Origin of the sequence: Nocardia harenae NBRC 108248, from assembly GCF_001612885.1 — a bacterium.
Lineage (GTDB): Bacteria > Actinomycetota > Actinomycetes > Mycobacteriales > Mycobacteriaceae > Nocardia > Nocardia harenae.
Genome location: NZ_BDBH01000002.1, coordinates 61,969 through 74,157 on the forward strand (window position 1 = coordinate 61,969; position 12,189 = coordinate 74,157).

Below are 12,189 nucleotides of genomic sequence, written 5' to 3' on the forward strand. Positions count from 1 at the left end.
CCGTCGGCGTTCCGCCGCCTGTCGGCACCCGCCCGTAAGGTGCCGGTGTGGCCAAACTCAAGCCGACCTTCCGATGCTCCGCGTGCTCGCACGAGGTGGCGAAATGGGTGGGCAAGTGCCCGGGGTGCGGAGCGTGGGGCACCGTCGAGGAGGCGGTGCCGGTCATCGCGGCGGCAGGCCCGGCCGCGCGCAGGGCCATGCTGCCGAGCACCGCGGCGGCGCCGATCTCCAGCATCGACTCCACCGTCACCAGGGCGCGCTCGACCGGCGTGGCCGAGCTGGACCGGGTGCTCGGCGGCGGCGTCGTGCCCGGCTCGGTGGTGCTGCTCTCCGGCGAGCCCGGGGTCGGCAAGTCGACGCTGCTGCTCGAGGTCGCGCACCGCTGGGCAGCCGTGCGCGACGAGCGCTCGCTGTACGTCACCGCGGAGGAGTCGGCCGGGCAGGTGCGGCTGCGGGCCGACCGCACCGGCGCGGTGCACGAGCGGGTCTACCTGGCGGCCGAGTCGGATCTGGCGGTGGTGCTCGGCCACGTCGAGCAGGTGCGGCCGACGCTGCTGGTGGTGGACTCGGTGCAGACCATGATCGCTCCGGCCGAGGACGGCGTGATCGGCGGCGTCAGCCAGGTGCGCGCGGTGACCGCGGCGCTCACCTCGCTGGCCAAGGCGAGCGGGATCGCGGTGCTGCTGGTCGGGCACGTCACCAAGGACGGCAGCGTCGCGGGCCCGCGCACACTGGAGCACCTGGTCGACGTGGTGCTGCAGTTCGAGGGCGACAAGAACACCACGCTGCGCATGGTGCGCGGGCTCAAGAACCGCTTCGGCAGCGCCGACGAGGTGGGCTGCTTCGAACTGCACGACGACGGCATCGTCGGGGTGGCGGACCCGTCCGGGCTGTTCCTGCACCACCGCACCGACACCGTGCCCGGCACCGCGGTGACGGTCGCCATGGACGGCAAGCGGCCGCTGGTGAGCGAGGTGCAGGGGCTCACCGTCGACACCCAGGCGCCCGCGCCGCGGCGCGCGGTGAGCGGGCTGGACTACAACCGGGTCTCGATGATCCTGGCGGTGCTGCAGAGCCGCTGCGGGGTGTACGTGGGCAAGCAGGACGTCTACGCCGCCACCGTCGGCGGGATGCGGCTGGTCGAGCCGGTGGCCGATCTGGCCGTGGCGCTGGCGCTGGCGAGCGCGGCGCGGGATGTCGCGCTGCCGCCGGGGTGGGTGATCCTCGGCGAGGTCGGGCTGGCGGGCGAGGTGCGGCGGGTGACCAATGCCGCGCGCAGGCTGGCCGAGGCGGAGCGGCTCGGGTTCGGCACCGCGCTGGTGCCGCCCGGTTTCGATGCCGGGAAGACCGGGATGAAGGTGCACGAGGTCTCGGATGTGCGCTCGGCGCTGCGGTTGGCCGGGCTCCGGCGCTCGCGCTCCGCCGATCCCGTACGGTCGGCCGCGCCCGCCGAGGTGGGCTGAGTACCCGGGGCCGGCCTCGCCCCGACCGACCACGCCACAGCGCCCGGTTCGCCGGCCGAGGACGGCTGACCGGCGGCGATCCTGAGCCGCCGCCCGACCTGCCTGCGCCGCCCGCGGGCTCAGGCGATGTTGAAGGGCTCTGCCGTGCTCTTCACTCCGCCGAGCTGGGCGAGCACGGCGTAGGCCCCGGACGGGACCGGCACCCGCTCCCCCGCGCAGTTCGGCTGCGAGGTCGAGCCGGACCAGGTGACGGTGAAGGCCGCCTGCTGCCCGCGCTCCAGCGTCCTGATGTCGGGCTGCCCGTCGGGGTAGCAGTCGACGCTGTTCCACAGCCTGCGGGTGCCGTCCAGCGTCTGCACCGAGATCTGCTGCATGCCGGAGCCCATGTCCCGGCTGCACGGCACCGCGGAGATATTCGTGATGACGATCCCGAACACCGGCTGCTCGCCCCTGCGGTAGGTGGGCTGGCCGACGCTCACCTTCACCGCGAGCGACTGGTCCGAGCAGGGCGCGACATCCGAGTCGGCCGTGCTGCTCGCCGCGCTCGAACCCGAGCCGCCCGCGGGCGCCGCCTCGGTCGTGGTGCTGGTCGCGGCGGCGCCGCCGGGCGAGGTGCCACCCCTGGCGACCATCACCACCAGCCAGATCACCAGCGCGAGCGCGAGGACCAGAACGCCGATCGCGAAAACACGACGTCGCCAGTAGATCTCGGGAGGCAGCGGCCCAGTGGGTTCCAGCACGCCTCAACGGTAAGCGCAGCGCCTGGATCGTGGGCCGAGGGCCTCGGCGTGTCGGGCGGGCCCGGCCACCCCGGGTCAGGTCTACCTGGGCGGATGTCCGGACATGTGGTCAGACGGCCTCGCCGACGTCGCCGATCACGTGGTGCAGCCAGGCCTTGCCCTCCGCGAGCTTGTAGTTCACGCAGGCGATGGCGAGCGTGCCCGCCTTGACCCGCTCGGCCACGATGGCCGAGCGCTCGATGATCAGATTGCCGGTCTCCACCACGTGCCGCGCCTCCAGCTCGTCCACGGTGGAGAGCCCCTCGCGCCTGCCCGCCAGGATCGAGGGCGCGACCCGCTCGACGACGTCGCGGATGAAGCCGCCGGGCACGGCGCCGCCGTCCAGCGTGTCGATGGTGGCCTTCACGGCACCGCAGCTGTCGTGGCCGAGCACCACGATGAGCGGGACGTTCAGCACCGCGACGCCGTACTCGATGGAGCCGAGCACCGAGCCGTCCACCACGTGGCCTGCGGTGCGCACCACGAACATGTCGCCGAGCCCTCGATCGAAGATCAACTCGGCGGCGACGCGCGAATCGCCGCAGCCGAACAGGATTGCGGTGGGGTGCTGCCCCTGCACGAGCTTCGCGCGGTCGGCCACACCCTGACCGGGGTGCTCGAGCGTGCCGTTGACGAAGCGGTCGTTACCCTCGCGCAGGGACTTCCACGAACTGATCGGGTTGGATCCAGGCATAGCGACCATTGTGCAGGACGAGGTGGGAAACGGTGAGGAAGGGCGCTGCCGCGCGCACGCTGCCCGCGTACGGCGCGATCGACACCGATGTGCTGATCGACTGGTACGCCGCCGCCGCGCGGGACCTGCCGTGGCGCAGGCCGGGGGTGACGGCGTGGCAGATCCTGATGAGCGAGATCATGCTGCAGCAGACCCCGGTGGTTCGGGTCGAGCCGATCTGGCGGGAATGGGTGGCCCGCTGGCCGGTGCCGTCCGCCATGGCCGCCGCCACGCAGGCCGAGGTGCTTCGGGCCTGGGGCAAGCTCGGGTACCCGCGCCGGGCGCTGCGGCTGCACGAGTGCGCGACGGTGCTGGCCGAGCGGTACGGCGACGAGGTGCCCGACGAGGTGGCGGCGCTGCTCGCGCTGCCCGGGATCGGCGCCTACACGGCGCGCGCGGTGGCCTGCTTCGCCTACGGGCAGCGGGTGCCGGTGGTCGACACCAACGTGCGCCGGGTGGTGGCGCGGGCGGTGCACGGGCTCGGTGACGCGGGCAACCCGTCGCCGCGCGACCTGCCGGAGACCGAGGCGCTGCTGCCCGCCCGGGTGCAGCGGGCCGCGGTCTTCTCGGCCGCGCTCATGGAGCTGGGGGCCACCGTGTGCACCGCGCGCTCGCCCGCCTGCGGCGCCTGTCCGCTGCCGCGGTGTGCGTGGGTCGACGCGGGGCGTCCGGCGGCCGAGGTGGTGCGGAAGGTACAGAAGTACGAGGGCACCGACCGCCAGGCGCGCGGGCGGCTGCTCGACGTGCTACGCGCCGCCGACGGGCCGGTGGAGCGGTTGCGGCTGGACCTCGCCTGGCCTCGGGATCCCGGGCAGCGGGCGAGGGCGCTGGATTCGCTGCTCGTGGACGGGTTGATCGAGCAGACCGAGGAGGGGTTGTTCGCCCTGGCGGGCGAAGGGAGCCGATAGGAGTCGGGCGCGCACGAGCACGCCGCCATTCGGGCATCGCGCTCTCAGCGTGCGAGGACTTCCCGCAGGAAGGACTCCACCTCGGTGCGGTAGCGGTCGGGTTGCTCGTCGTGCACGAGATGCCCGGCACCCGCGACCCACACGTAGCGGGTGTCCGCCCGTTCCGCCATGCGCCGCATCTGCCCGGGCGGGGTGATGGTGAATTCACCCTCGATGAGCAGCGCCGGAATCCGCAGCGCCGCCCATTGCGCCCAGAAATCGCGCCCGCCCCACTCCTCGGAGATATCCCGGAAGGTCGCGACCGCCCCGTGCAGCCGATATCCGTCGGCATCCCGGTGAAAGGCGCGCAGGAAATAGCGCCCGGCGACCTCGCCGAAATAGCCGAGCACCGCCTCCTCGTCCGGAAAGGGCTGCGGCCAGCCCTCGATCATGGCCGCCCACCCGGCCGCGGTGCGCCCGCGGAAATCCGGCGCGATGTCCTCCACCACCAGCGCCCGCACCCGCTCCGGGTGTGCCGCCGCGAAGACCCACCCGTGCAGCGCCCCCATGGAGTGCCCGACGACGACCATGGGCTCGGCGATGGCCGCGGTGGCCTCGGCCAGATCGGCGACGAACGCCTCGGTGGTCGGCTCGGCGGGGGCCGGGCGCCCGTGCCCGGCGGCGTCGAAGGTGTACACGTGGCCGAACTCGCGCAGCCACCCCAGCTGATCGCTCCAGGTTCGCGCGCTCCCCATCAACCCGTGCAGCAACAGGATGGGCACCCCCGTGCCGCCTTCGTCGTAGAGCATGGGGACCGAGCGTAGGCGGCGCGAGCCGCTACGTTGGAGCCATGGCTGTTGTGAAGATCAATGCGATCGAGATCCCCGATGGCGCGGGCGCCGAGCTGGAGAAGCGCTTCGCGCACCGGGCGCACGCGGTGGAGAACTCCCCCGGCTTCCTCGGTTTCCAGCTGCTCCGCCCCACCGCGGGGGAGAACCGGTACTTCGTGGTGACGCAGTGGGACTCCGAGGAGTCCTTCGCGGCCTGGCGTGACGGCCCGGCGCGGGAGGCGCATGCGGGCGAGGCGCGCAAGCCGGTGGCGACCGGAGCCTCGCTGCTCGAGTTCGAGGTGGTGCTCGACGTGGCAGGCAAGCCGCAGGGCTGACCCCGGGTTGCGATCACCCCTCGTCACCGCTGTTGACGAGGGGGGTTTTGCGATGTCACAGTTTCCGTGGAAGAAGCGAGGGTGCTGCGGTAATCCGGTGAGACTCCGGAGCGGTCGCGCCACTGTTCACAGCCAGACACCGGCATCCTCGCACCACCACGACGGGGACGCGTACGCCCCAAAAGGATTCACATGGCCATCGCGCACTCCCCCGCATCCCGGGTTCCGGAATCACTCGCCACCATCCTGGTCACGGTCGGCGTCGTCCTGCTCGCCCTGCTCACGCTCTACCTGGTCGGCTTCGACCAGGGTGCCGTCTCCCGCTCCGGGATGTACCTGCACGAGCTGATGCACGACGGACGGCACCTGCTGGGGCTTCCGTGCCACTGACCGAATCCCTGAAGACCCTGCTGTTGCGCGGGCTGCTCGCCGGGGTGCTCGCGGGGCTGCTCGCCGCCACCGTCGGCTACTTCGTCGGCGAGCCGAAGGTCGACGCGGCCATCGCCATCGAGGAGGCGGCCGCCGAGAGCCACCCGCACACCGACGAACCGGCCGGGCACTCGCACGACGAGGAAGAGGCCCTGGTCAGCCGGGACGGGCAGAAGGCGGGGCAATTCCTCGCGCTCGGCCTCGCCGGAGCGGCGTTCGGCGTGCTCGTCGGCGCGGCGGTGCATCTGCTGCGGCGCTTCGGCACCGGGCCGCTCTTCGGCCTCGCGGTGGCGCTGGCGGGCTGGCTGGCCGTGGTGCTCGTGCCGTTCTTCAAGTACCCGGCGAATCCGCCCGCTGTCGGCGACCCGGAGACCATCAACGACCGCACCTGGCTCTGGGTGGCGGCCGTGCTGCTCGGGCTGGTCGCGGTCGCGGCCGCGGTGTTCGGTTACCGGTTGCTGGCCGGGCAGCTGCGCTCGGTGCGGCTGATCGGCGGGGTCGCGGCCTTCGTGGCCGTGGTGATCCTCGGGTACGTGCTGCTCCCCGGCGTGAACGAGGTGAGCGCGGATTTCCCGGCCGGCCTGCTGTGGGAGTTCCGGGTTTCGTCGCTGGCGGTCTCCAGCACGCTCTGGGTCGCGCTCGGGTTGCTGTTCGCGGCACTCAGCGAGTTCGCGGCCGCACCCCGTACCCCGGTACGGGACGAGGTCGCTACCGCGGCGTGATCCGCGGTTCGCAGTACGACGGGCAGTGTCGGCGTCATGGCCGACACTGCCCGTTCGCTTTCCCTGCCCGCCACCGGTCCGGCGGCGCCGCGCCCGGTGCGGGTGGCCTGCGCCGGATTCCTCACCGCGCTCGGCGCGGGCGCCCTGGAGGGGCTGGCGCGGGTGGACGACTCCGGTGCCGCCCCGCTGCTCTGGCGCGGGGCGCTCTACCTGCTGGTGCTCGCGGTGGTGCTGCGCATGGTGCACGGCGACCGCGTGGCGCGGGCGCTGCTTACCGTCGGCATCGGCGTCGCCGGGGTGGCCTCGCTGGTACTCGAGCCGGCGGCAAGGCTGCTCTCCGCCGGCTCGCTCGCCGACCCGTTCACGGCACTCGACGGGCACGGCCTGCTGCTCGCCGCGATGCGCGCGGTGCACCTGCTCGCGGTGCTCGTCGCGGTACCCGCCATGTATATCGGCACCGCGCGGACCTGGTTCACCTGATTCGGCGACACCCCGTGCCGCCTGCCGGATGCGGTGCGCCGGAGCGTGCGGGAGCGCCCGCGTCCTTCAGCGCTGGACGCGGCGGCGCTCCCGCACAGGCGGGAACGCCGTCGGCGGCACCCGGGTCGCGGGCGGAACCGCCCGCCGGTCAGGACTCGAAAGTCGCGTCCAGCGCGATATCGGAGACACCGGCCAGCGCCTTGCTGACCGGGCAGCCCGCCTTGGCCTCGGCGGCCGCGGTGGCGAACTGCTCGGCGTCGATGCCCGCCGCCCTGCCGCGCACGGTCAGCGCGATCCGGCTGATCCGGAAGCCGCCGGCCGGATCGGGGCCGAGCGTGACGTCGGCGGTGACGTCCAGGCTCTCCGGGGTGCCGCCCGCGGCGGCGATCTGCGCGGAGAGCGCCATGGCGTAGCAGGAGGAGTGCGCGGCGGCGATGAGCTCCTCGGGGCTGGTGGCGCCGTTCGCGTCGTCGGCCGAGCGCTTGGGGAACGACACGTCGTACTTGCCGACGCCCGAGCTGGCCAGTTCGACCTGGCCGGAGCCGTCCTGCAGGCCGCCGGTCCAGGCGGTGCGCGCGCTACGAGTTGGCATCACGATCCTTTCGGGAGGGAGTGCGGGGAATTCGCGGATAGCGGCTCCGAACCTACTCGCCGCGGCGCCGCGCCACTACCCGGTGCTGGTCAGCCGTTTGTCCAGCTGCTCGAGCACCGCGGGCCACGCCTCCCGGTGCGCGTCCCGTGCCGCCATATCGGCGAAGCCGGAGTGCCGCAGCCGCAGCCGGATGCCGCGCGGCTGCCGCACGAACTGCACCGAGACCACGGTCTCGGCGCCGCGGGTGTCCGCGCTCACCCAGGTCAGCTCCACCAGCCGCTCGCTCTCCAGCCGCAGGAAGCGGCCGTAGTGCGGGTGCCTGACCCCGCCGTTCTCGGTCTCGAAGAAGAACGGGGTGTTCACCTCACCGGCGAGCAGCAGCGAATCAGGTTGCGCCAGCCACAGATCGAAGCCCCTGGTCCACGCCGCGAAGAGCAGTCCGGCGGAGGCGGACATGACCCGCTCCACCGAGAGCTCGTGCGGCCGGGCGGACAGATCCGGAAGACGAATCGACTGATCGACCATCCCGAGACCATACCCGTGGTCACCGGCGGTGTGCCCGGAGTACGCGGTGTGCGCCACGGGGGTGTGGACTCCTGCCGCACCGGGCGGCCGGGGCGCATAGTCTGGCGGGGTGAGAGCGCCTGGTGAGACGAATCGCGGTTCGGTGGTGTGGGATTGGGGGCTCGCGGGCGGGGTCGCGGTGCTGCAGCTCGCGCTCGGCTTCGCGCTCGACCTGCGCGAAGTCGCCACCGACCCGCTCGACGCGCTCGGAACCGCGCTGCTCATCGCCGGTCCGGTGGCGCTGGTGCTGCGCCGGTACCACCCGCTGCCGGTGCTGTACGTGGTGTTCGCGGTGGCGATCGCCTACCCGTTGCTCGGGCACCACTACCTGCCCGCGCTCGCCGCGCCCGCCGCCGCCTTCCTGACCGCGGCCGCCGCCGCGCCGCCGCTGTACACCTACCCGGCCATCCCGGTGGCCTACCTGTGCATGATCTGGCCGCTGCCCGCGCTGCTCGGCCGGGAGAGCGACGGCTGGCAGGCGCTCGGCGCGCTCGGCTGGGCCGTCGCGCTGGCCGGGACCGCGGAGCTGCTGCGGCAGCGCACCGAGCTGGCGAGGTACGCGCAGCGGCTGGAGGAGGCGGAGCCGTGGGAGGGGATCGCGCAGCGGGAGCGGGAGAGCGCCGCCGAGCGGCTCGCGCTCGCCGAGGAGCTGCACGGGGTGGTCGTGCACAGCCTCTCCGCCATCAACAAGCAGTCCGGGCTGGCGCTGGAGCTGGCCGATCGGAAGCCGCAGCAGGTGGTGGTCGCGCTGGCGGCGGTGAAGACGGCGAGCCGGGCCGCGCTGGAGGACGCGCAGGAGTTGTTGAGCAGTTTGCGCCGGACCGGGGTGCGGGTGGAGGAGCCCGTCGAAGGGGATGAGCATCCGCCTCGGGACGAGGGGCTGCTCGGGCGGACCGCCGGGTTCCTGGTGCGGCCGCCGAGGGAGCCGCGCCGGGAGGCCGCCGAGGTCGTGGCGGCGCCGAAGCCCGCGCCCAAGCCGGATGCGCCGAGCCTCGATGATCTCGATGGGATCATGCAGCGGGCACGGAGTGCCGGGGTCGCGGTGACGTATCGGGTGATCGGGAGCGCCGCTCCGCTGCCCGCGGCGATCGATGCGGTCGGGGCCGGGATCGTCGTCGAGTCGCTGCGCAACGTGCAGCGGCACGCGCCGGGGGCCGAAGCGACGGTGACCTTGCGCTATGCCGCCGATTCGGTCGATATCACCGTCGACAACACGCGTCCCGCCGCGCCTGCGCCCCGCACCCCCGGGGTGCGTGGCGGGGACGGGATCATCGGTATGCGCGAGCGGGCGCACGAGCTGGGTGGTGCGCTCACCGCGGGGCCGCGGCCGAGTGGGGGGTTCCGCGTAGCGGCGCGGCTCCCTTCCCAAGCCCGGCTGGCCGCCGTCCCGGGCCTCAAAAAAGAAGAAAATTGATTCCTCGGGGGCTTCGCCCCGGACCCCCGCACCCTGTCGGTGAGGGCTCGGGGGCGAAGCCCCCGGAAAAGAACCCCCTGCACAACGTGAATGGCCCGCTCCCCCGGAGGGGAGCGGGCCATTCACGAGCCAGAACTACTCGCCCGACACCTCGGCGGAAGAACCCTCACCGGCCCCGGTGAGAACGACCTCCGGCTTCTCGTCGACCGACTTGGTCAACTTGGCCTTGCCGGCGAAGGTGAATTTGGCATCCTCGCCGGACCCTTCACCGTCCCAGCCCTCGACGTCGACGACGATCGTCTGACCCGCACCGATCTCCCCGAAGAGGATCTTCTCGGACAGCTGATCCTCGATCTCGCGCTGGATGGTGCGGCGCAGCGGCCGAGCCCCGAGCACCGGGTCGAACCCGCGCTTGGCCAGCAGGCTCTTGGCCTGCGGGGCGAGCTCGATCGCCATGTCCTTGTTCCGCAGCTGGGTGGCGACCCGGTTGATCATCAGGTCCACCATCTCGACGATCTGCTCGTTGGTGAGCTGGTGGAAGACGATCACGTCGTCGATGCGGTTCAGGAACTCCGGGCGGAAGTGCTTCTTCAGCTCGTCGTTGACCTTGAGCTTCATCCGCTCGTAGTTCGAGCCCGCGTTGTTCGACTGGGTGAAGCCGAGCCCGACCGCCTTGGAGATGTCCGAGGTGCCGAGGTTCGAGGTGAAGATGAGCACGGTGTTCTTGAAGTCGACCGTGCGGCCCTGGCCATCGGTCAGCCTGCCGTCCTCGAGCACCTGCAGGAGGGTGTTGTAGATCTCCTGGTGCGCCTTCTCGATCTCGTCGAACAGCACCACCGAGAACGGCTTGCGACGCACCTTCTCGGTGAGCTGCCCGCCCTCCTCGTACCCGACGTACCCGGGAGGGGCACCGAAGAGCCGCGAGGCGGTGAAGCGGTCGTGGAACTCGCCCATGTCGATCTGGATGAGCGCGTCGTCGTCGCCGAAGAGGAAGTTCGCCAGCGCCTTGGAGAGCTCGGTCTTCCCGACGCCGGACGGGCCGGCGAAGATGAACGAGCCCGAGGGGCGCTTGGGATCCTTCAGCCCGGCACGGGTGCGGCGGATCGCCTTGGAGACCGCCTTGACCGCGTCCTCCTGGCCGATGATCCGCTTGTGCAGCTCGTCCTCCATGCGGAGCAGCCGGGTGGTCTCCTCCTCGGTGAGTTTGAAGACCGGGATGCCGGTCCAGTTCGCCAGCACCTCGGCGATCTGCTCGTCGTCGACCTCGGCCACCACGTCCAGGTCACCCGAGCGCCACTGCTTCTCCCGCTCGGCGCGCTTGGCGACGAGCTGCTTCTCCTTGTCGCGCAGCCGCGCGGCCTTCTCGAAGTCCTGCGCGTCGATCGCGGACTCCTTCTCCCTGCGGGCGTCGGCGATCTTGTCGTCGAACTCGCGGAGATCCGGCGGCGCGGTCATCCGGCGGATGCGCATCCGCGCGCCCGCCTCGTCGATCAGGTCGATCGCCTTGTCCGGGAGGAACCGGTCGTTGATGTACCGGTCGGCCAGGGTGGCGGCGGCGACCAGGGCGCCGTCGGTGATGGAGACGCGGTGGTGCGCCTCGTACCGGTCGCGCAGCCCCTTGAGGATGTCGATGGTGTGCTCGACGGTCGGCTCGCCCACCTGGACCGGCTGGAACCGGCGCTCCAGGGCGGCGTCCTTCTCGATGTACTTGCGGTACTCGTCGAGGGTGGTGGCGCCGATGGTCTGGAGTTCGCCACGGGCGAGCTTGGGCTTCAGGATCGAGGCCGCGTCGATGGCGCCCTCGGCCGCGCCCGCCCCGACCAGGGTGTGCAGCTCGTCGATGAACAGGATGATGTCGCCGCGGGTGTTGATCTCCTTGAGCACCTTCTTCAGGCGCTCCTCGAAGTCACCGCGGTAGCGGCTGCCCGCGACCAGGGAGCCCAGGTCGAGGGTGTAGAGCTGCTTGTCCTTGAGCGTCTCCGGCACCTCGCCGTTGACGATGGCCTGGGCCAGCCCCTCGACGACGGCGGTCTTGCCGACGCCGGGCTCGCCGATCAGCACCGGGTTGTTCTTGGTGCGGCGGCTCAGCACCTGCATGACCCGCTCGATCTCCTTGGCCCGGCCGATCACCGGATCCAGCTTGCCCTCCAGGGCGGCCTGGGTCAGGTTGCGGCCGAACTGGTCGAGGACCAGCGAGGTGGACGGGGTGCCGGTCTCGCCGCGGGTGCCGGACTCGACGGCCTCCTTGCCACCCTGGTAGCCGGAGAGCAGCTGAATGACCTGCTGACGCACCCGGTTGAGGTCGGCACCCAGCTTGACCAGCACCTGGGCGGCGACGCCCTCGCCCTCGCGGATGAGCCCGAGCAGGATGTGCTCGGTGCCGATGTAGTTGTGACCGAGCTGCAGCGCCTCGCGCAGGCTCAGCTCCAGCACCTTCTTGGCCCGCGGGGTGAAGGGAATGTGCCCGGACGGGGCCTGCTGGCCCTGGCCGATGATCTCCTCCACCTGGCTGCGCACACCCTCGAGCGAAATGCCGAGCGATTCCAGCGACTTGGCGGCGACGCCCTCGCCCTCGTGGATCAACCCAAGCAGGATGTGCTCGGTGCCGATGTAGTTGTGGTTGAGCATCCTGGCCTCTTCCTGGGCCAGGACCACGACGCGCCTCGCGCGGTCGGTGAACCTCTCGAACATCGCTCCCTCACTCTCCTGCTCCGACAATCCGGCGATCGACGCTTCCAGCTGGACTGGTGTCACGTCAGCCTGCCATGAAGCCCTGGGCTCGCGGCCCCTCGCCTCCACTCTAGTTGGCGGGGGATCGCGTCGCTTCCGGTCCACCTTATTGCGGCCCGGTGACTCGATCGTCTCCTTGCCAACGCCGCGGGTCGGGGAATCGTTTCCGGCCCCGTTCCGCTCTGAGCGAACGGGCGCCCCTCCGGTGCCGCGGGCGCGCGGCCGGTAGCT

Annotated in this window: 13 protein-coding genes and 1 riboswitch; of the genes, 7 read left to right on the forward strand and 6 right to left on the reverse strand. The window is 71.8% G+C overall.

Annotated elements, in window-relative coordinates; genetic code table 11:
* The first annotated feature begins 47 nt into the window (after window positions 1–47).
* Window positions 48–1,463 (forward strand): DNA repair protein RadA, encoded by a 1,416-nt coding sequence (radA, locus tag NH2_RS03170; protein ID WP_067647929.1) that lies wholly within the window; start codon window positions 48–50, stop codon window positions 1,461–1,463.
* Between the two features lie 119 nt (window positions 1,464–1,582).
* On the opposite strand, the gene NH2_RS03175 is transcribed toward radA, so the two are convergent.
* Together NH2_RS03175 and NH2_RS03180 are read right to left on the reverse strand one after the other, a co-directional pair.
* Window positions 1,583–2,203, reverse strand: coding sequence for a hypothetical protein (locus NH2_RS03175; protein WP_067647932.1), 621 nt, complete (start codon window positions 2,201–2,203; stop codon window positions 1,583–1,585).
* Window positions 2,204–2,312: 109 nt separating this feature from the next.
* Window positions 2,313–2,936: a carbonic anhydrase gene (locus NH2_RS03180; RefSeq protein ID WP_067647934.1), complete on the reverse strand. Its 624-nt coding sequence runs from the start codon at window positions 2,934–2,936 to the stop codon at window positions 2,313–2,315.
* Between the two features lie 32 nt (window positions 2,937–2,968).
* Between NH2_RS03180 and NH2_RS03185 the strand changes: the two genes are divergently transcribed.
* Window positions 2,969–3,883 carry an iron-sulfur binding domain-containing protein gene (locus tag NH2_RS03185; RefSeq protein WP_084505178.1) on the forward strand — a complete coding sequence of 305 codons (915 nt, stop codon included), beginning with the start codon at window positions 2,969–2,971 and terminating at the stop codon, window positions 3,881–3,883.
* 44 nt (window positions 3,884–3,927) lie between these two features.
* On the opposite strand, the gene NH2_RS03190 is transcribed toward NH2_RS03185, so the two are convergent.
* Window positions 3,928–4,671 carry an alpha/beta fold hydrolase gene (locus NH2_RS03190; protein ID WP_067647937.1) on the reverse strand — a complete coding sequence of 248 codons (744 nt, stop codon included), beginning with the start codon at window positions 4,669–4,671 and terminating at the stop codon, window positions 3,928–3,930.
* A gap of 41 nt (window positions 4,672–4,712) precedes the next feature.
* Between NH2_RS03190 and NH2_RS03195 the strand changes: the two genes are divergently transcribed.
* From NH2_RS03195 to NH2_RS03210, 4 genes are all read left to right on the forward strand, one after another.
* Window positions 4,713–5,027 carry an antibiotic biosynthesis monooxygenase family protein gene (locus tag NH2_RS03195; protein ID WP_067647940.1) on the forward strand — a complete coding sequence of 105 codons (315 nt, stop codon included), beginning with the start codon at window positions 4,713–4,715 and terminating at the stop codon, window positions 5,025–5,027.
* A 35-nt stretch (window positions 5,028–5,062) separates the two neighbouring features.
* Window positions 5,063–5,189: riboswitch (cobalamin riboswitch) on the forward strand.
* 30 nt (window positions 5,190–5,219) lie between these two features.
* A complete protein-coding gene (locus NH2_RS03200) occupies window positions 5,220–5,417 on the forward strand; it encodes a CbtB domain-containing protein (RefSeq protein WP_067647943.1) in 198 nt (65 codons plus the stop codon).
* On the forward strand, window positions 5,408–6,178 hold the full coding sequence (locus NH2_RS03205) for a CbtA family protein (protein ID WP_067647946.1): 771 nt from the start codon (window positions 5,408–5,410) through the stop codon (window positions 6,176–6,178). Before NH2_RS03200 ends, NH2_RS03205 begins: the two co-directional genes overlap by 10 nt.
* A gap of 36 nt (window positions 6,179–6,214) precedes the next feature.
* Window positions 6,215–6,658 (forward strand): hypothetical protein, encoded by a 444-nt coding sequence (locus tag NH2_RS03210; protein ID WP_067647950.1) that lies wholly within the window; start codon window positions 6,215–6,217, stop codon window positions 6,656–6,658.
* Window positions 6,659–6,806: 148 nt separating this feature from the next.
* Here the strand turns inward: NH2_RS03210 and NH2_RS03215 are convergent, their stop codons facing one another.
* Window positions 6,807–7,250, reverse strand: coding sequence for an OsmC family peroxiredoxin (locus NH2_RS03215; RefSeq protein ID WP_067647953.1), 444 nt, complete (start codon window positions 7,248–7,250; stop codon window positions 6,807–6,809).
* A gap of 75 nt (window positions 7,251–7,325) precedes the next feature.
* A complete protein-coding gene (locus NH2_RS03220; protein WP_067649175.1) occupies window positions 7,326–7,775 on the reverse strand; it encodes an SRPBCC family protein in 450 nt (149 codons plus the stop codon).
* A 109-nt stretch (window positions 7,776–7,884) separates the two neighbouring features.
* Between NH2_RS03220 and NH2_RS03225 the strand changes: the two genes are divergently transcribed.
* Window positions 7,885–9,228 (forward strand): sensor histidine kinase, encoded by a 1,344-nt coding sequence (locus tag NH2_RS03225; RefSeq protein ID WP_157103587.1) that lies wholly within the window; start codon window positions 7,885–7,887, stop codon window positions 9,226–9,228.
* 135 nt (window positions 9,229–9,363) lie between these two features.
* Here the strand turns inward: NH2_RS03225 and NH2_RS03230 are convergent, their stop codons facing one another.
* A complete protein-coding gene (locus NH2_RS03230; RefSeq protein ID WP_067647959.1) occupies window positions 9,364–11,919 on the reverse strand; it encodes an ATP-dependent Clp protease ATP-binding subunit in 2,556 nt (851 codons plus the stop codon).
* Window positions 11,920–12,189 lie beyond the last annotated feature (270 nt).

What these genes read in the sequence shown, in the direction of transcription:
- NH2_RS03200 (WP_067647943.1), top strand. Translation starts at nt 5,220, where the DNA reads ATGGCCATCGCGCACTCCCCCGCATCCCGGGTTCCGGAATCACTCGCC.
- NH2_RS03190 (WP_067647937.1), bottom strand. Translation starts at nt 4,671, where the DNA reads ATGCTCTACGACGAAGGCGGCACGGGGGTGCCCATCCTGTTGCTGCAC.
- NH2_RS03195 (WP_067647940.1), top strand. Translation starts at nt 4,713, where the DNA reads ATGGCTGTTGTGAAGATCAATGCGATCGAGATCCCCGATGGCGCGGGC.
- NH2_RS03210 (WP_067647950.1), top strand. Translation starts at nt 6,215, where the DNA reads ATGGCCGACACTGCCCGTTCGCTTTCCCTGCCCGCCACCGGTCCGGCG.
- NH2_RS03215 (WP_067647953.1), bottom strand. Translation starts at nt 7,250, where the DNA reads ATGCCAACTCGTAGCGCGCGCACCGCCTGGACCGGCGGCCTGCAGGAC.
- NH2_RS03180 (WP_067647934.1), bottom strand. Translation starts at nt 2,936, where the DNA reads ATGCCTGGATCCAACCCGATCAGTTCGTGGAAGTCCCTGCGCGAGGGT.
- NH2_RS03220 (WP_067649175.1), bottom strand. Translation starts at nt 7,775, where the DNA reads ATGGTCGATCAGTCGATTCGTCTTCCGGATCTGTCCGCCCGGCCGCAC.
- NH2_RS03230 (WP_067647959.1), bottom strand. Translation starts at nt 11,919, where the DNA reads ATGTTCGAGAGGTTCACCGACCGCGCGAGGCGCGTCGTGGTCCTGGCC.